We start from the raw sequence: 17266 nt of genomic DNA on the forward strand, positions 1-17266 counted from the left end.
TCATATTGAAAAAAAACTCAATTGAAGGTGAGGATTGCGAATTTTAGACTGCATCGATCGACTCTGATGGAGAAGGCGTATGCAGTCAGTGGAAGCTTCCGCGCTCAGCGGCGTGCGTGTCGTGGACCTCTCTCGCATCCTGGCGGGCCCGAGCGCGACGCAGCTGCTGGGCGACCTGGGCGCGGACGTGGTCAAGGTGGAAAAGCCGGAGGAAGGCGATGACACCCGGAAATGGGGGCCGCCCTACATCAACGACCAGGACGGCCGCGCGACCGCCGAAAGTGCCTATTACCTGAGCGCCAACCGCAACAAGCGGTCGATCGCGCTGGATATCGCCACCGAGGCCGGCCGGGACGCGCTGCATCAGTTGCTGGACCATGCCGACGTACTGGTCGAGAACTACAAGGTCGGCGGCCTGGCCAAGCATGGGCTGGATTATGAACAACTCAAGAGCAGATACCCGCGCCTGGTCTATTGCTCCATCACCGGATTCGGGCAGACGGGTCCGTACGCCAAGCGCGCGGGCTACGACTTTTTGATCCAGGGCATGGGCGGCATCATGAGCCTTACCGGCGAGCCGCAGGGCACGCCCATGAAGGTGGGCGTGGGCATCGCCGACGTCATGACCGGCATGTATGCCGCCGTCGGCATCCTGGCTGCGCTGCGCCACCGCGACCTGACCGGTCAGGGGCAGCACATCGACATCTCGCTGCTGGACAGCCAGATCGCCTGGCTGGTGAACGCTGGAACCAACTACCTGGCACAGCAGGAGTTGCCCGCGCGCCTGGGCAACGGCCACCCGAACATCGTGCCTTACCAGGTATTCGACGCGGCGGACGGTCCCATGATTCTTGCCGTCGGCAACGATGCGCAGTTCCGGCGTTTCTGCGAGGTTGCAGGCCTGGCCGGGCTGGCGGACGACGAGCGCTACGCCTCCAATGCGGCCCGCGTCGCCCACCGCGCCGAACTTTGCCAACGGGTACAGGACGCTCTGGCCCTGCGCTCCAGGAAAACCTGGCTGGAACAGCTGGAAGCCGTGGGCGTGCCTTGCGGCCCCGTCAACGATTTGCGCGATGTGTTCAACGACCCGCACGTCCAGGCCCGCGGCGCGCAGTTGCGCATGCCCTGCGCGTGGGCGCAAGGCGGCGAGCTCAACCTGTTGGCGAACCCGCTCAAGCTCTCCGCCACGCCGGTGTCGTATCGCAGGCCGCCGCCGCGCCTGAACGAGCATGCGCAGCAGATCCTGCGCGATTGGACGGCGGGCTGACATCACACACCTTAGACAACACCGCTGCGACGACGGCGGATACAAGAGGAGAGAGGCATGGATAGGAGACAGTTGTTGGCGCTGGCCGCATTGACACCCTTGAGCCGCGCATTCGCGCAGGGCAAGTACCCGTCGCAGAGCATCAGGTTGGTCGCGCCCTATGCTCCGGGCGGAACCGTGGACATCCTGTCGCGGCAGCTGGCCGAGCCGATGCGCGCCAGCCTGGCCCAGTCGGTCATCGTGGAAAACCGCGGCGGCGCCGGCGGCACGCTGGGCGCTGACGCCGTGGCCAAGGCCCGACCCGACGGCTACGCAATCCTGTTCGGGGCGGTGCATCACGCGATCGCCCAGTCCGTGTATCCGAAGCTGGGATACGACATCCGCGAGATGACGGCGGTGGGCTTTCTGGGGCGCGTCAACCATGCGCTGATCGTCAACAAGGATCTGCCCGCGCAGAATGTGCAGGAGCTGGTGGCGCTGCTGAAGGCCAACCCGGACAAGTACAGCTATGCCACGCCGGGCGCGGGCACCATGCAGCACCTGATGGCCGAATATTTCAAGAACGTCACGGGCACCCAGATGATGCACGTGCCATATCGCGGTTCCGCGCCGGCGATCGTGGACATCATTGCCGGGAACGTCCACATGATGTTCGAAACCATGCCTTCGGCCATCCAGCACATCCGGGCGGGCAGCGTGCGCGCCATCGCGGTGACGTCGAAGGTCCGTTCACCCAGCTTGCCCGATGTGCCCACGGCGGCGGAGAGCGGCGCGGCCAATTACGACGCGACCAGCTGGTACGGAATCTATGCGCCGCCGTCCACGCCCGCAGACGTGGTGCGCGTGCTCAATGCGGCGGTCAACGCGGCATTCGCCGACCCGGTTTTCGTGCAGCGGTGGATCGCACTGGGCGCGGATGCGGGCGGCGGCACGCCGCAGGAGCTGGCCGCGCTGACGCGCAGCGAAGTCGAGCGCTGGGCCGAGGTGGCGCGGCGCGCGGATATCAAGGTGGGTTGATGCCGGCGGGCCTGGCGGCCCGGCCGGAGTTTTGCACGTAGCAAGGATGAACCATGACTGAACTTTCCCAAGAGCAATTGGCGCTGCAGCAGCGCGCGCGCGAGCTGGCGCAGACCGTATTCAAACCGACAGCCGCAGCCACCGACCAATCCGAGCAGTATCCCTGGGACAACGTCCGTCAACTGCGCGAAAACGGCTTCATGGGCATGACGATCCCGCGCGAGTACGGTGGGCGGGGCCTAAGCTATCTGGATACAGTCCTGGTCGTGGAGGAAATGGCCAAGGCTTGCGCCACCATGGGGCGCATCACCGTCGAAGCCAACATGGGCGCGATCGGCGCCATCATGCAGTACGGCACCCATGAACAGAAGGCGCTGGCCGCCGAGTGTGTATTGGCTGGCGACAAGCCCGCCATCTGCATCTCGGAACCCCAGGCCGGCAGCGCGGCCAGCGAAATGGGCACTTGCGCAGTCCGTCAGGGCGATGACTACCTCATCAACGGCGAGAAATACTGGATCACCGGGGGCGGGGTGTCGCGCCTGCACCTGATCTTTGCGCGCGTGTTCGACGACGGCGCGGATCTGGGCATAGGCGCCTTCATCCACGTGCGCGAATCGGACGCCGCGGACGATGGCCTGGAGATCGCCAAGCGTTCCTACGCCATGGGCGTGCGGGGCATACCCGAGACCTACATCGCGTTCCGGGATCTCAAGGTGCACAAGTCCATGCTGGTGGTTCCGCCGGAGGGCTTGAAGCGCGGCTTTGCCGGGCTGATGCAAGCCTACAACGCCCAGCGCGTGGGCGCGGGCACCGTGGCGTTGGGCATCGCGCAGGGCGCCTTTGAAGAAGCCGTCGACTACGTCAAGCAGCGCCAGCAGTTCGGCCGGCCGATAGCGGAGTTCCAGGGCTTGCAGTGGATGATTGCCGACATGGCCATCCAGTTGAATGCGGCGCGGCACATGCTGCATGCGGCCGCAAGCAGCGGCACGGCGCGGACCTTTGGCTTTCCGGACCTGTCGCTGGCCGCGCAGGCCAAGATCTACGCGGCCGAAACGGCGCAGCGCGTGACCAACGACGCCTTGCAGCTGCATGGATCGTCCGGCTATGGACGCGACCTGCCGATGGAACGCCATGTGCGCGATGCGCGCATGTTCACCATCGCGGGCGGCACCGCGCAGATCCTGCGCACCCAGGTCGCTTCCGCCGTGCTTGGGATGAAGCTGCCGCAGACGCGGGATGGGTATATCCGCGGGAAGTGATGCTTGACGACGAATTCCGCTGCGCGTAGCATCTTTTGAACCGATCGGTATAAAAGGAGCTCGGCGATGGAATTCCAAGGCAAGGTTGCGCTGGTCACCGGGGGCACGCGTGGCATCGGCGCCGCTATCGTTCGCAGGTTCGCGGAACGGGGCGCCGATGTCGCCTTCACCTATGCCAGGTCGGATCAGACCGCGAAAGACTACGCCCAGGAACTTGGCGCAATCGGCGCCAGGGTCCTGGCCATCAGGGCGGACAGCCGCGATCCGGCCGCCGTCCGGACGGCGGTGGAGCAGACTGCCGGGAAACTGGGCAGGCTGGACATACTGGTCAATAGCGCCGGCGTGTTCCCCTACGGGCCTGTCGAGGACGCCACGCTCGAGGAAATCGACGACACCCTGGCGATCCACGCCAAGGCGGTATTCGTGGCCTCGCAGGCCGCGCTGGCTCATATGGGGACCGGCGGACGCATCATTTCCATCGGCTCCTGCTTCGCGCAACGCGTGCCTTATGGGGGCGTGACGCTCTATGCGATGAGCAAGTCGGCGCTCATCGGATTCACCAAGGGCCTGGCTCGGGAGGTCGGCGGCCGCGGCATCACGGTCAACATCGTCGATCCGGGATCGACCGACACCGACATGAATCCCGCCGATGGTCCGGCGGTAGCCGCCGAGTTGGAACTCATGGCGGTCAAACGCTACGCCGAACCCGAGGAAATTGCCGCAGCCGTGGCTTATCTTGCGGGGGCCGAGAGCCAATTCATCACCGGCGCGTCGCTCGCCATCGACGGTGGCTTCACGGCCTAGGGGCCGGGGAAGGCGAACAGGAATGGGGATTCAGATGGCATGGGGTTTCCTGGTTCTGGCCGGCATGCTTGAAATCGTCTGGGCATTGGCACTGAAGCAGGCCGACGGATTGACGCGGTTCTGGCCGAGCCTGATCGGCATAAGCGTCGCCATGCTGAGTCTTGTCCTGCTGGCCTTGGCACTGAAGCATCTGCCGGTGGGCACCGCTTACGCCATCTGGGTGGGCATAGGCGCTTTCGGCGTGGCGGTTTTCGGCACATTGGTGCTCGGCGAGCACATGTCATCGGCCAAGCTGTTGTTCCTGGGCTTGATAGGCATAGGCGTGGCGGGCCTGCGGATAATTGAAACGTGAATTCTGGCAATCAAGCTAAAACGGCCACCGCGCCGAAAATCGGGCGTCCGAAGGCGTTCGACAAGGACCGGGCCTTGCTGGCGGCCATGCGTACCTTCTGGGCGCAAGGTTATGAAGGCACCTCGATTCAGGATCTGGTCAGCGCCACGGGCGTCAACAAGCCCAGCCTCTATGCGACCTTTGGCTGCAAGGAGGAAATCTTCCGGCAGGCCGTCGAACTTTACGACCGCGTCGAAGGGCGAGCGACGTCGCAGAGCCTCAGCGCAGCGCGGACGGCCCGCGAGGCCGTCGAAACCATGCTGCGATCGAACGCGCGCGCCTATGCCGTCAACGAGGGCCCGCGTGGGTGCATGATCGTGTTGTCATCGCTGCTGGGCGCGCCTGAGAACGAGAGCGTGCGTGCGTTTCTTGCCGCAAATCGGGAGGAAGGAGAATCGACGCTGAGGGAACGGCTTGCGCAAGGCATTGCGGAGGGCGACCTTGCGCCATCCGCCGATGTCCGGCAGCTTGCCGCCTTCTACACGACCGTGCTTGAAGGCCTGTCGATCCAGGCCCGCGATGGCGCGGGCGCGAAAAAGCTCAACATGATCATTGATGCCGCGATGCTTGCGTGGCCGGCCGGTTGACATTGCCGGCGCAGCTCGTCGCAGCGCTTGCGGGCCAGCTTAGGGCGGGACCACCATCCAGGCGACGATCCGCCGCACGACAGGCAGCAGCAGCAAGAGGCTGGGAAAAGCCACTATCCACGAGGCTCCCCAGGCGCTGGGCCAGTTGAGGACAAAGTCGGGACCCACGCCCACGCTCGCGGCGGTCGCCACCGCTGAAACGATGGCCGACATGAACACGGAAAGAACCAGCGGCATCAGAACGGGGGCATAGTGCCGCGGGAGCTTTTTCAGGGTGGGGCTTGATGAATGGTCAGCCATCTCAATACTCCTTGCCGCCGCGCGCCGCTTGTTTCTCGGCCACCAGGTCCTTGACGTACTCGCGCAGTGAACGCGGATCCCGTCCGAGTGCAGCCTTCAGCACAAGACTGTTTCCTCCAAGCCCGCAGGCCCGATAGTGATCGAAGACTTTGGACAGAAGAAGCAACTGCTGTTCGCCATATGGCAGGCGCGCGTCTTGCGCCCACGCGTTGAAACCGGGCTCCAATGCAGTGACCGGAGATCCCAGCTCCTCGGCCAGGGCCGTCACGATGTCCATGCAGCTGTACATGCCGGCGCATAGCTCCAAGGTCGCGTAGGCCAGCCTGTCCTCGGTCAGGGCGATCGCGGCAACCTCGGCCACATCGCGATAGTCCACGCGGGCGATTCTCGTGTCTTTGGGAAAGGGCTCACTGAAGCGGGAATGGTCGCGGATCGACGGCCAGGCCAAACCGATGTTCTGCATGAAGTTCGCGGGATGCAGGATTGTGTATTCCAGTCCCGACGAGTAGAGCGCGTCCTCCACCGGGATCTTGCTGGCGTGATTGGCCAGTCGCACGTTCGTTGGCTGGATGACCGATGAAAAGACGAACCTCCTCACGCCGCTGCGCTTGGCCGCGTCGACCAGGGCAACGCCCATGGGCGCTTCGTCTGCGGTGAACGCGGGGCCGATATGAAAGACGCCGTCCACGCCTTGCGTTGCGGCTGCGAGGCTGTCGACGTCGCGGAGGTCACCGATGGCGGTCTCGGTCGCTCCCAGCGAGCGGGCCTGAGCGGCGCGTGTTTCGTCGCGGACGAGCGCCCGGACCGCGACCTTGCGCCGCTGCAATTCAGGAACGACCAGGCCGGCGAATTTGCCGGTGGCTCCAACGACCAAAACGATGGGCTGAGTGCCGTTCACAGGGTTTCTCCTTCGTATGCATGTGGGTACGAAGGCAGTGTATTTTCTACCGATTAGTGGAACAATACTTGTGAAATATGAATGTGAATCACGTTATACGAGATAAATAATGAGCCGCCTGGAAGACTTGGAAGCGTTCATCCACATCGCTGAAACGGGAAGTCTGACGAAAGCCGCGCGCCATCTCAGCCGCTCGCTACAGGCCGTCAGCCGTTCTCTTGCCGCGCTGGAAGAGGACGTCGGCGTGCAACTGGTCCATCGCACTACGCGGCATTGCTCTCTCAGCGAAGCGGGCGAGGCGTTCTTCCGGCGGGTCAAACCGGCGATGGAGGAAATAGGCGAGGCCCGGCTGGAGGTTGCAGACCGCCGAGCCGCGCCGTCGGGCATATTGCGTGTCGGCGCGCCGGTACTGTTCGGGCCGGACTTCCTGGTTCCGATCATCGCGCAGTACATGCGCGCATACCCGCAGATGGAAGTCGATCTGCAATTGACGGATACCTTTGTCGACCTGTCCGCCGCAGGCCTCGATCTGGTCGTGCGCATCGCAGACCTGCCGGATTCCGGCTTGCAAGGAAGACGATTGGGAGCCTTGCGCAGAGTCGTATTCGGATCGCCTTCCTATTTCGAACAGTATGGCCGTCCCGCGCATCCTTCGGACCTGCGGCAGCACGCCTGCATTGTCAGGACTCTCGATCAACGCTCGGGGCAGTGGGCCTTTGAGATAGACGGCAAGCGGCGCAGCGTCGGGGTGCGGGGTCCGTTCCGGACCAACACGATGGCGGCGATCTATTCCGCGGTCAGCGCCGGACTCGGCATCGGCTATTCGCCGCTATGGCAGATCAGGCACCTGCTGGATGCGGGGCAGGTGGAAGTCATACTCGAAGCGTTCGAGTCCAAGCCTGTGCCCATACACGTGCTTTGGCAGGAGCACAGGCTTCCGCCTGCCAAGGTGCGGGCTTTTATTGATTATCTGGCGGCTGGGCTGAAGCTCGATCGGTTCTAGCTGGCACGCTAGACTGATACGTCCGGAGCTGGCCAACGCCGCCCGTATCACTCTCGGCCCAGGAGGATCATCATGCCGGTATTTCAGATCAAGCACTTGGACCATGTCGTGCTCAGGGTTCAGGACCTGACGCGTAGCGTGGACTTCTATACGAAAGTACTGGGCTGCGAGATCAAGAAGAAGAACGATGAGTACGCAATGATCCATCTGAGTGCCGGCGGTTCAATGATCGATCTGGTCGATGTGCAGGGGCCTCTGGGCGCCACGGGCGGGGCAGCGCCAGGGAAAGACCGGCACAACCTGGACCACTTCTGTCTTCGCGTCGATCCATTCGATGAAACGGCCATCCTCGAGCATCTGCGAGCTTTCGGCATTGCTGCGGACAAGGCCGTGTTGCGGTATGGCGCGGAAGGCGAGGGGCTTTCGATCTACTGCTTCGATCCCGACGGCAATCAGATCGAACTCAAGGGGCCTGCGGTCTAGAGCAGGCGCAAGTCGGGTCTCTGTATTTGATCAACGCACCGGCAGCAGATATCTCAAGGCCTGCATAAAGCCACGCGGCGCCACGGTGAGATGGTCCTCGTCATTCAGGACCACGGACTTCAGTTTCAAACCTGGATATTTCCGGCTTTGCAGCGCCGCCTCCAGCGCCCGGTTGTCGGCGACCATGTCCACCGTCTGGTTGTAGCGCCGGTCGCCTTTGCGCAGGGCTTCGTAGGCGCCAACATAAAGAAAGACATTCGCCGTCAGGTCCCGATGCTGCTGGGCATAGCCCGCTTCCAGCTTCAAGGCATGCCGTTTGTCGTACCAGAGGGACGGGCTGCCGAGGACATAGCCGTTGAACATGCCGGGCTCGGTGAACAGGATCTGCGTCCCCAGCAGCGCCCCATAGGAGTGGCCGAGAAAGAGGGCTCTGGCCGGGTCGGTCCGGTAGCGGGCGGTGATGTAAGGCTTTACCTGATCGCGCAGATACGCTTGATAGGCTCGCGCCTGGCCATGGACCGCATTGGCCGGCGCGGTGCTTGGGCCGTTCGGTGTAGGCGTGTAGTCGCGCTGGCGGCTGACTCCGCCATCCTCGCCTTTGCCATATGACAGGCCGACAAGAATGAACTCCTCGATCCGCGGTCCTTCCACGTTCAGGCGGCGCGCCAACTGCCGGATGATAGGGAAGGCATAGTCGGCGTCGGTAACATAAAGCACGGGGTAGCGCCGTTGCGGCTGCTTCGCATAGGACGGCGGCAAGGCGACGTAGACCTGATAGCCGCGGCCCGACACGGGATCGGGCACGTCCCAGACTTCGCTATCGGCGATTTCGTATGGGCGACCCTCGCCAGATTGCATCTTGGGAGTCGACTGAGCCTGGGCTTGCGTCGGGCCGCCATGTAGGCCGAAGCTGACGAGGAGGACAATCAACAGGGCATTCAGAAGGCGTCGTTGCATGGGGGAAGGCTCGGCAGCCAGCAAGGTTGAGCACATGAAGTGGGCGGAATTGTAGACTGGCACCATAATCCCGGTCCGTTGCCGCCAGCAGACGTGACGAGTTCCTCAAACTTGCTGCCAGGAAGATCGCCCTGCAAATGCGCCGCGGCGACGGCGTTCGTACCTCAAGGAGCAAAATCATGGCCACAACCCTGCGCGCAATCCGTTCAGACATCACGAAGCTCCAGGTGGACGCCATCGTGAATGCCGCGAACTCCTCATTGCTGGGCGGCGGCGGCGTCGATGGCGCCATCCATCGCGCGGCGGGCCCGGATCTAGTGCACGAATGCAGATTGCTGGGCGGTTGCAAGACGGGGGACGCGAAGGTGACCAAGGCCTATCGCCTGTCCGCTCAATACATCATTCATACGGTGGGGCCGGTGTGGCGGGGCGGGGATGGCGGAGAACCGGCGCTGCTGGCCAGCTGTTATCGCCGATGCATCGAGCTGGCGCAAGAAAGAGCGGTCAAGTCGATTGCGTTCCCCAGCATCAGCACGGGGATATATGGGTACCCCATTGAATTGGCGGCGGAGATTGCCGTCAAGACCGTGCGTGAAAGCCTCGCTGGGGATTCTTCCGTCCAAGAGGTGATTTTCTGCTGCTTTTCTCCGGAAGACCTTCTTCAGTATGAGCGCGTCTTGAATCGGCCGACTGTTTAGCCAGCCGATTCCATCCAATCTCTTCCATTCACTCCGGCCTCACCACGTGTATTTCACGCCGATACGGCCCACGTACTGATGGTAGTCTTGCGCGCCCCAGCTGCCGGAAGCATTGACCCATCCTGTCCAACCCTTGGTGAAGTTGGCATGCACGCCCAGCTTCAGTTCATACCGGTCCTTGGGATAAAGGTCTCCGATGGGTAATTGATTGAAAGACACGGAACTGTCGACGTTGCTGTGCCACCAGTTCACGGTTGCGAAGGGTTGGGCCTTGCGGTTGTTGCCAAGGTCAAACGTGGTGAAGGTGCGTACCCCAAGGCGGGTAATGGTCCCGTTCGAATCGGCGCGGTCTACCCGGGTGCCGTTCTGTTCGGTGATGCTGTCGGTGTTGCTGTCGACATAGATGATTTGAGCCTGTGGTTCCAGCGTCCAGTTTTCCCGTAGCTTGAATGCGTAGCCGGCCTCCGCCGATATCGCCCAGGCTTGCGAGTCGTAGTCCACGCGCGGCAGTTCGGCGCCTTGCACCCGGTTGTTGAACCAGCCGTATTGGAACCAGGTGTCCACGTAGGCGCCCAGCTTGGTCTCGTCGTTTTGAAACCATGTGCCGTACACGCCTGCGCTATAGCCGTTGACGCGGCCCTTTGCCTTGTAGGGGTTGCCGTCGGCGCGGGCAGTGCTGTCTGCAGTGCCGTATCCGAGCATGGCTCCGAGGTGCAGGCGATCGGTCTCTGAAAAGAGCTTCCATTGCGCAAGATCGCCGCCGCCCTGCAACAGGAAAAGGTCGGTGCTGACGTCAAAATTGCCGTCACGGCTGTGGCTTCCTTCCCATTTTCCGGAGGTGCGCAGCCAGATCGAATTGCGCTTGCTGCCATCGACTGCGAACGGTTGCGATTCGATGAATTGAGGTTCACCCAAACGGTCGTGCATGCTCTGCACGAACATCTGCCCGACCAGGCGTTGGTTGGCGAGGTAAGCCGCGACTTCCGGCCGATATAGGGGCTCGGGTTCGGGCTCTGGGTCGGGCGGCGGAGGCGGTGGTGGCGGCGGTGGCGGTGGCGGAGGCGGCGGCGGCGGCGGGGGAGGCGGCGGCGGTGGAGGAGGCGGCGGGGGCGGTGGCGGTGGCGCTTCCTTTTCCGACCGCAAGTACCAGCTCTGATCGGTCGGCGCTGCGGCGCTTCCCTGGTAGAGCCGGTATTCGTAGGGGCCGGCCACCGCGCGGCCGGACAGCGCGAACGCACCCGCCCCGGATACGCCGCCGTTGACCACCTCGACCACCTGAATCCCGCTTGCGGTCGTCAGCGCGCCGGGGCCGCCAGTGTTCTTTATGCGCAGTTGCGATGTGCCAGTGGCGTTGCCGCCATTGACGATGAGCTTGTCCGACGGAGAACTGTCATCTCCCAAGTAGGTATTGAGCGCGATGGTGCCGTTCCCGCCGTAGTTGCGCGTCGTGATGGTCTTGTAGCTGCTGCCTGTCTGCGGGGGCGTGAAGTCGATGAGGCTGTTGGTGTTGACCAGGTTGGTGAGGTTGGAGTTTCCCGTCACCTGCCAGGTGCTGCCATCGCTCATGGAAAGATTGGTCGTGCTGCCAGGCTGAGTCAGCACGCGCCCTTGGATCAAGGTCCCGCTGGCGCTGATATCCGCAGTCGCGGCGGCAGTGGCGCCGATGTTGATGGCGGCATTGCCGCCGGTGACGGAGGAGCCGGTCAAAGACACGATGGCGGGCCCCTCCGACAGATGTATGCCGTCGGCCTGGGCTGAGGCGATCTTGGAATCCACAAGGGTGTAGGTCTTTGCCGCGGCGCCCGCCGTCCCGGTCAGGTGCAAGCCCTGGGCGTTTGCGCCTGCGGTTTGCAGCGTCGCGCCGGTGGCGCTGAAGCGCGTGGCATTGACCGACACGCGTACGGCATCGGCGTCCGCGCCCTGGGTGTCGACCAAGGTACCCGTGTCGTCGTTGCGGCCCAGATTGACCGTACCCCAGCCCTCGACGTGGATGCCGTACGCCGTCTGTCCCAGCGTGCTTATCCGAGTGCCGTTGATGTTCGCCACGGCGCCGGACTGGGTGCGCACGGCCACTGAACGGTCGGCGAAGGTCAGGATCTGCCCTCCATCCACGGTCGCGGGGGGCCCGCCGTTGACGAACAGCGCAAACGAGCCGGCGGCCAGCGTGCTTACCTGCGTGTCTTTCAACGTGGCGGTGCCGCCGTTGACGTACATGCCGTAAGTGCGGTCGGACTGGATGGTCATCCCATCGGACTGGAATATGCCGTTGGTATAGACATAGACGCCGATCGCGTTTTGCGCGCGCACCGACGTGCCGGTGCCCATGAATTTGCCGTAGTCCTGTACCAGAATGCCGTATGCGGTCGTGCCCTCTGTGGTGATCGATCCGTTCGTGGTCGTGAGGACGCTGCCATTCTGAAGGACGTGGGCGCCGTACGCGGTCGTGCCCTTGGTCAGGATGGCGGTGTTGTACAGGTTGGCTTTGGCGCCTTGCCACACCTCGGCACCCTTGGAGCCGTTTTGCAGGGTGGTCAGCGTCGAGTCCCGTAGTGTGGTCGTGGCGTCGACGCCATAGGTACGCAGGGCATGGGATTCGATGAAATCCGTCGTGACATATACGTTCGAACCATCGAATTCCGATGGAAGGCCTGTTGAGCCGACGTTGTAGATGCCCCGCACGCTTCCGCCGGTGGCATAGACATAGACGCCTCCCGGCCTGACCAACATCTTGCCGCCGCTTCTGACATACAGGCCGTCGATGGCGCTGCCGTTGACGCTTATGCGGATGGGCGTTCCGTCGCCGAGCGAGGGATCCAGGATGGCCAGGCCGCCCTGGACCTGGATACCCGTACCGCCCATTTGTGGCGGGTAGGGCGGCATGGGAGTAATGACGGTGCCGCCGACAAACGTCTTTTCCTCGCCGGCAACAACCCGAAAGGGGGTCGTGTAGGTGCCTTGCGGGACGACGTCTGCATACGTCGCCGTGCCGCTGAAGGTCGCGGCGAGCCCGAGGGCGAAGCGAGCGGCAAGGTGCGGCGATTGAACAACGGGGGAGATATTTTCATGTTCTGCGCATTTCACGAGCAGCTCCTGCCAGAGGAAATGTGACCGGAAGTCAATCTGGACGCCGCAGGAACATCGATGCGCCGTCTTTCGAGCAGACACAACATGAACGCCATGGAACCCTACTACTACTTTTTGCCTAGTGCAAATGGGAGTTGCGTAATTGCACGAGTCGATTCGCGTGCAGGCCCGAGCAGGGGTTTCGATAATGAGGCACTGAGGGCACGCCGCGCTGGCGCAGTGAATTCCTTGGAACTAGGGAAAACCACTATTACGAATCGCCTGCATTGCGGTCGGTCCGTTGCCGAAGGAAGACGCCATATTGCCGGGATCCGAGGCTACAGCCGCTGCCCGCCCGTCGCATCAATGCGCTGCCCCGTGATCCAGCGCCCCTCATGCGACGCCAGAAAGGCGACGATGTCCGCAATGTCCTCAGGCTGCCCCACGCGCCCCAATGCAATCGTCTGGGCGATGACCTTGCTCTGCTCCGGATCGCGTGCGCGGGCATTGAGGTCCGTGGCCGTGGCGCCGGGCAGGACGGCGTTCACGGTAATGCCGCGTGCGCCCAATTCGCTAGCCAGCAGCAGGGTCAGCGCTTCCAGGCCGGCCTTGGCCGGCGCGTAGACGCTCATTTCCGGATAGGCGGCGCGCGTGCCCATGGAGGACACGTTGACGATGCGGCCATGGTCGCGCAGGAAAGGCAGGGTCTGCTGGATCAGGAAGAAGGGGGTCTTCAGGTTGACCTGCAGCACCCGGTCGAACGCGTCAGGAGTGACTTCCGGCAGGCGGGCGCGCAGGCCCACGCCGGCGTTGTTGACCAGGATGTCCAGGCCGTCGTCGGCGTAGCGTTCCTTGAGCGAGGCGCGCAAGTCCCGCGCCAATGCTGCGGCGGCGTCCGCCAGCGCCAGGTCGGCCTGCAAGGCCCAGGCTTGGCCGCCAGCTGCCTGGATCTGGCGCACGACCTCGTCGGCGGCATCGCCAGCGCTGTTGTAGTGCACGGCGACGCGCGCGCCGCGCCGGCCCAGGGCCAGCGCGATGGCGCGGCCGATGCCGCGGCTGGCGCCGGTCACGAGCGCGGTTTTGCCCACGAGGCTGTCGGGGAATTCAGTCTGACTCATGCCGTTTCCGTTTCGGGTTGGGTCCACGCATGCTGCGCTTCCAGTTCGCGCGCGGCAAGCAGCAGCGCGTTGCGGTCGATCTTGTTGGTGCCGGCCCAGGGCAGTTCATCCACGAAGCGGATGCGCCGCGGATGCTGGTAGGCGGGGCCGTGCTCGAGCGCGTGGCGCTTGAGCGCATCGGCATGCAGTCGGCTGCCGTCGCGGCGCACGACGAAGGCGACGGGGATATGGCCGCGTTCCTCGTCGGCCAAGGGCACCACGCAGCTCTGGCGCACGTCGGGGTGCGATTCCAGCAGTTTCTCGACCTCGACGGGATAGATGTTCTCGCCCGAGCAGACAAACATGTCGTCGGCGCGGCCCACGAAGTAATAGAAGCCGTCGGCGTCGCGCCGCAGCACGTCGCCGCTGTAGTACCAGCCGTCCTTGAGCACCTGTGCGCTCTTTTCCGGGAGGTTGTGATAGCCGGCGAGCACTGCGGGGTTCTTCATCAGCAGCACGCCCTGGTCCGGGCCAGGACCGTCAGCGAGCCGCACCTGGGTGGGATCGAGCGGGTAGCCCAGCGCCAGCGCGGGCGTGGGCAGGCCGTCGGGATGCGGGCCAAACACGGCGGGGCCGGCCTCGGTGGTGCCGTAGCCGTGGGTCACGCGCACGCCGGGCAGGGCGCGCTGGATGCGTTCCAGCAGCGCCACGGTCATGGGGGCCGAGCCCAGCATGACGCGGCTCAGCGCCGACAGGTCGCGTCCTTGCAGCAGAGCCGGGTCCTTGACCAGTCGCGCGAACATGGTGGGCACGGCGGTCAGGACAGAGATGCGGTAACGCTCCAGCGCGTCGGCATAGGCGGGGACGTCGAATGATGGCTGGATCACCAGCAGGCTGTTGCTGGCGAAGGCGCGCTTGGCCATGAACAGGCCGTTCATGTGGAATAGCGGCTGGGCCAGCAGGTATCGTTCCTGCACGCCGGCGCGGGCGACGACGGCGGCGGAGGTGGCAGCCAGCGCCCACAATTGGCCGCGATGCGTGAGCGGCACGCCCTTGGGCTTGCCGGTGGAGCCCGAGGTGTACAGCATCTGCGCGATGCCGTCGGCCTGCGGCGTGACGAAGCCGAAGTCCGTGGGCGCGATCTGCGCGGCAAAGCCTTGCGGACCGGCGTCGTCGAAGTCCAGCACCGGCACCTTGGCTTCGAAGGCGGCGCGGCGCGGGCCGTCCACCAGTGCGAGCGCGATGCCGGCGTCGCGCAGTACATAGTCGATGTTCTCTTGCGACTGCTTGATGTTGACGGGAACGGCCACGTAGCCCGCCCGCATGATGCCGAAATAGGCGATCAGGTACTCGGCCCGGTTCAGCGCGGCGATGGCGACGCGGCTGCCCGGCGCCAGGCCGCGCGCGGACAGCCAGGCGGCCACGCCGCCCGCCAGCAGGCGGACCTGGGCGTGGGTGTAATGCCGCGGCGTGTCGGACTGGCGCAGGTCGATGATGGCGGGCAGATCGGAAGACAGTTCCGGGTCGGCCAGATGGCCCAGATTGAGCAGGGAATGCGTCATGGAATTTTCCGGAAAGAATGCGGCTCAGCGCTTTTGCAGCTTGGGGTTGAGCGCGTCGTTCAGGCCGTCGCCGACCAGGTTCAACGAGAGCACGGCCAGCATGATGGCCACGCCCGGCACGGCGCAGATGTACCAGGAAGAGCGGATCAGGCTGCGGCCTTCGCCCACCAGCCGGCCCCAGCTGGCGATGTTGGGGTCGCCCAGGCCCAGGAAGGACACCACCGATTCGTAGAGGATGGCGCCGGCCACGACCAGCGAGGACATCACGATGACGGGAGGCAGGGCGTTGGGCAGGATTTCCGCGGCGACGATGCGCAACGGACTCATGCCGAGCGCGCGGCAGGCCTGCACGAACTCGCGTTCCTTGAAGGACAGGAACTCGGCCCGGGTCAGGCGCGCGATGGGCGGCCAGGACACCAACCCTACGGCCAGTGTGATGTGTTCGATGCGCGGCCCCAGGATGGACACCACCGTCAGCACGAACACGACGTTGGGAATGATCTGGAACAGTTCGGCCACGCGCATCAGGCCCTCGTCGACCCAGCCGCCGGCCCAGGCCGCGGCCGCGCCCACGCTCACGCCGATCAGCGTGGCGGTGGCCGCGGCCACCAGGCCGATCAGCAGGGTGGCGCGCGCGCCGTGGGCGATCATGGCGGCGATGTCGCGCCCCATGGAATCGGTGCCCAGCGGATGACGCCAGGATTCGAACGGCCAGACCTCGGGAGCGCCGACGATGCGCAGCGGGTCGGTCGGATACAGCCAGCTGGCGCCCACCGCCAGGAAGGCGACCAGGGCCAGCAGCGCGGCGCCCGCGACGGCGCCCCGGTTGCGCGCAAAACGCGCGGCGAACGAGGCGCGGCGGTGGGAGGATGCCGTGGGAAGGGCGAGGGTAGGGGATGCGGACATGTCAGGCAGCCTTGATGCGCGGGTCCAGCCGCGTGTAGATCAGGTCGACGGCGATGTTGGCGATGATCACCACGAAAGAGCTGAGCACCAGGATGCCCAGGACGACGGGATAGTTGCGGCTCATGACGCTGTCGAACAGCACGGCGCCGATGCCGGGCCAGCTGAACACCGCCTCGACGACGATGCTGCCGCCCAGCACCGCGCCCAGTTGCAGGCCCAGCAGCGTCACGATGGGCAGGAAGGCATTGCGCAGCACGTGGCGCAGGACCACGGCGCTGCGCGTCAGGCCCTTGGCGTACGCGGTGCGCACGAACTCCATGCGGCTGACTTCCAGCATCGAGGCGCGCATCACGCGGGCATAGGCGGCGGAATAGAACAGCCCCAGGGCCAGCGCCGGCAATGCCAGGTGGTGCAGCACATCCAGCGCCTGGCGCCAGGCGCCGCCGGACAGGCCGATGGTCACCATGCCGCCCACCGGAAACCAGCCTAGCTTGACCGAGAACAGCACGATCAGCATGATGCCCAGCCAGAAGCTGGGCGCGGCAAAGCACAGCACGGCGAACACCGACACCGCGCTGTCCCACCAGGTGTTGACCTTGACGGCCGACACGATGCCGGCCGCCATGCCCACCAGCACCGCGATGGCGAGGCTTGCGCCCATCAGCAGCAGCGTGGCTGGCAGGTGCGCCAGGATCACGTCCAGCACGGGCAGGTTGTGGCGGTAGGAATAGCCCAGATCGCCGCGCGCCACGGAGCCTATGTACTTCAGCAACTGCACGGCGGGCGGCTGGTCCATGCCGTAGGTCACGCGCAGGCGCTCGATGAGCGCCGGGTCGGTGACCTGCTGCTCGGCCGTCATCACGTCCAGGAAGGTGCCGGGCACGGATTGGATGAGCGCGAAGTTCAGCACCACCACGCCCAGCAGCAGCGGGACAGCCTGGGCCAGCCGGCGCAAGATCAGTCGGATCGGCATG

17 protein-coding genes are annotated in these 17266 nt (G+C 64.5%); 9 read left to right on the top strand and 8 right to left on the bottom strand.

Translation table 11 applies throughout. From position 1 onward, the window contains the following. Positions 1-79: 79 nt before the first annotated feature. The 6 genes from IB268_RS11260 to IB268_RS11285 all read left to right on the top strand — a co-directional run bounded on the left by IB268_RS11260 (position 80) and on the right by IB268_RS11285 (position 5325). Positions 80-1267, top strand: coding sequence for a CaiB/BaiF CoA-transferase family protein (locus IB268_RS11260; RefSeq protein WP_119451178.1), 1188 nt, complete (start codon positions 80-82; stop codon positions 1265-1267). Positions 1268-1324: 57 nt separating this feature from the next. Next, on the top strand, positions 1325-2284 hold the full coding sequence (locus tag IB268_RS11265; protein ID WP_192354242.1) for a tripartite tricarboxylate transporter substrate binding protein: 960 nt from the start codon (positions 1325-1327) through the stop codon (positions 2282-2284). A 53-nt stretch (positions 2285-2337) separates the two neighbouring features. Further along, the gene (gene acdA / locus IB268_RS11270; RefSeq protein ID WP_192354243.1) at positions 2338-3543 is read left to right on the top strand and encodes a 3-sulfinopropanoyl-CoA desulfinase; all 1206 of its coding nucleotides are present in this window, start codon (positions 2338-2340) and stop codon (positions 3541-3543) included. A 66-nt stretch (positions 3544-3609) separates the two neighbouring features. Then, positions 3610-4347 (top strand): SDR family oxidoreductase, encoded by a 738-nt coding sequence (locus tag IB268_RS11275; protein WP_192354244.1) that lies wholly within the window; start codon positions 3610-3612, stop codon positions 4345-4347. A 34-nt stretch (positions 4348-4381) separates the two neighbouring features. Further along, complete coding sequence (locus IB268_RS11280; RefSeq protein ID WP_054454653.1) at positions 4382-4699, top strand: multidrug efflux SMR transporter; 318 nt, start codon at positions 4382-4384, stop codon at positions 4697-4699. Then, positions 4696-5325 (top strand): TetR/AcrR family transcriptional regulator, encoded by a 630-nt coding sequence (locus IB268_RS11285; RefSeq protein ID WP_192354245.1) that lies wholly within the window; start codon positions 4696-4698, stop codon positions 5323-5325. The genes IB268_RS11280 and IB268_RS11285 overlap by 4 nt, the downstream gene beginning before the upstream one ends. Before the next feature lie 39 nt (positions 5326-5364). On the opposite strand, the gene IB268_RS11290 is transcribed toward IB268_RS11285, so the two are convergent. Together IB268_RS11290 and IB268_RS11295 are read right to left on the bottom strand one after the other, a co-directional pair. Continuing rightward, positions 5365-5625 (bottom strand): DUF2798 domain-containing protein, encoded by a 261-nt coding sequence (locus tag IB268_RS11290; RefSeq protein ID WP_054454647.1) that lies wholly within the window; start codon positions 5623-5625, stop codon positions 5365-5367. Between the two features lies 1 nt (position 5626). After that, on the bottom strand, positions 5627-6523 hold the full coding sequence (locus IB268_RS11295; protein ID WP_192354246.1) for an NmrA/HSCARG family protein: 897 nt from the start codon (positions 6521-6523) through the stop codon (positions 5627-5629). A gap of 109 nt (positions 6524-6632) precedes the next feature. Here IB268_RS11295 and IB268_RS11300 point away from each other — a divergent pair, with 109 nt between their 5' ends. Together IB268_RS11300 and IB268_RS11305 are read left to right on the top strand one after the other, a co-directional pair. Further along, the gene (locus IB268_RS11300; protein WP_175180877.1) at positions 6633-7526 is read left to right on the top strand and encodes a LysR family transcriptional regulator; all 894 of its coding nucleotides are present in this window, start codon (positions 6633-6635) and stop codon (positions 7524-7526) included. A 72-nt stretch (positions 7527-7598) separates the two neighbouring features. Further along, positions 7599-8009, top strand: coding sequence for a VOC family protein (locus IB268_RS11305; protein ID WP_192354247.1), 411 nt, complete (start codon positions 7599-7601; stop codon positions 8007-8009). Between the two features lie 30 nt (positions 8010-8039). Here IB268_RS11305 and IB268_RS11310 read toward each other — a convergent pair whose 3' ends face one another. Continuing rightward, on the bottom strand, positions 8040-8966 hold the full coding sequence (locus tag IB268_RS11310; RefSeq protein ID WP_192354248.1) for an alpha/beta hydrolase: 927 nt from the start codon (positions 8964-8966) through the stop codon (positions 8040-8042). Between the two features lie 179 nt (positions 8967-9145). Between IB268_RS11310 and IB268_RS11315 the strand changes: the two genes are divergently transcribed. Continuing rightward, a complete protein-coding gene (locus IB268_RS11315) occupies positions 9146-9664 on the top strand; it encodes an O-acetyl-ADP-ribose deacetylase (RefSeq protein WP_192354249.1) in 519 nt (172 codons plus the stop codon). Between the two features lie 39 nt (positions 9665-9703). Here IB268_RS11315 and IB268_RS31315 read toward each other — a convergent pair whose 3' ends face one another. The 5 genes from IB268_RS31315 to IB268_RS11340 form a co-directional block, all read right to left on the bottom strand. Then, entirely contained in the window at positions 9704-12745 is a 3042-nt protein-coding gene (locus IB268_RS31315) for an autotransporter outer membrane beta-barrel domain-containing protein (RefSeq protein WP_192354250.1), read from the bottom strand. A 320-nt stretch (positions 12746-13065) separates the two neighbouring features. Next, positions 13066-13845, bottom strand: a complete 780-nt coding sequence (locus tag IB268_RS11325; protein ID WP_175160704.1) for an SDR family oxidoreductase — start codon at positions 13843-13845, stop codon at positions 13066-13068. Then, entirely contained in the window at positions 13842-15386 is a 1545-nt protein-coding gene (locus tag IB268_RS11330; protein ID WP_192354251.1) for a class I adenylate-forming enzyme family protein, read from the bottom strand. Before IB268_RS11330 ends, IB268_RS11325 begins: the two co-directional genes overlap by 4 nt. Positions 15387-15410: 24 nt before the next feature. Further along, on the bottom strand, positions 15411-16292 hold the full coding sequence (locus IB268_RS11335) for an ABC transporter permease (protein ID WP_192354252.1): 882 nt from the start codon (positions 16290-16292) through the stop codon (positions 15411-15413). A gap of 1 nt (position 16293) precedes the next feature. Then, positions 16294-17265 carry an ABC transporter permease gene (locus IB268_RS11340; RefSeq protein WP_192352063.1) on the bottom strand — a complete coding sequence of 324 codons (972 nt, stop codon included), beginning with the start codon at positions 17263-17265 and terminating at the stop codon, positions 16294-16296. Position 17266: the final 1 nt, after the last annotated feature.

This window comes from Achromobacter sp. ACM01 (genome assembly GCF_014851745.1).
GTDB classification, from domain to species: domain Bacteria; phylum Pseudomonadota; class Gammaproteobacteria; order Burkholderiales; family Burkholderiaceae_B; genus Achromobacter; species Achromobacter aegrifaciens.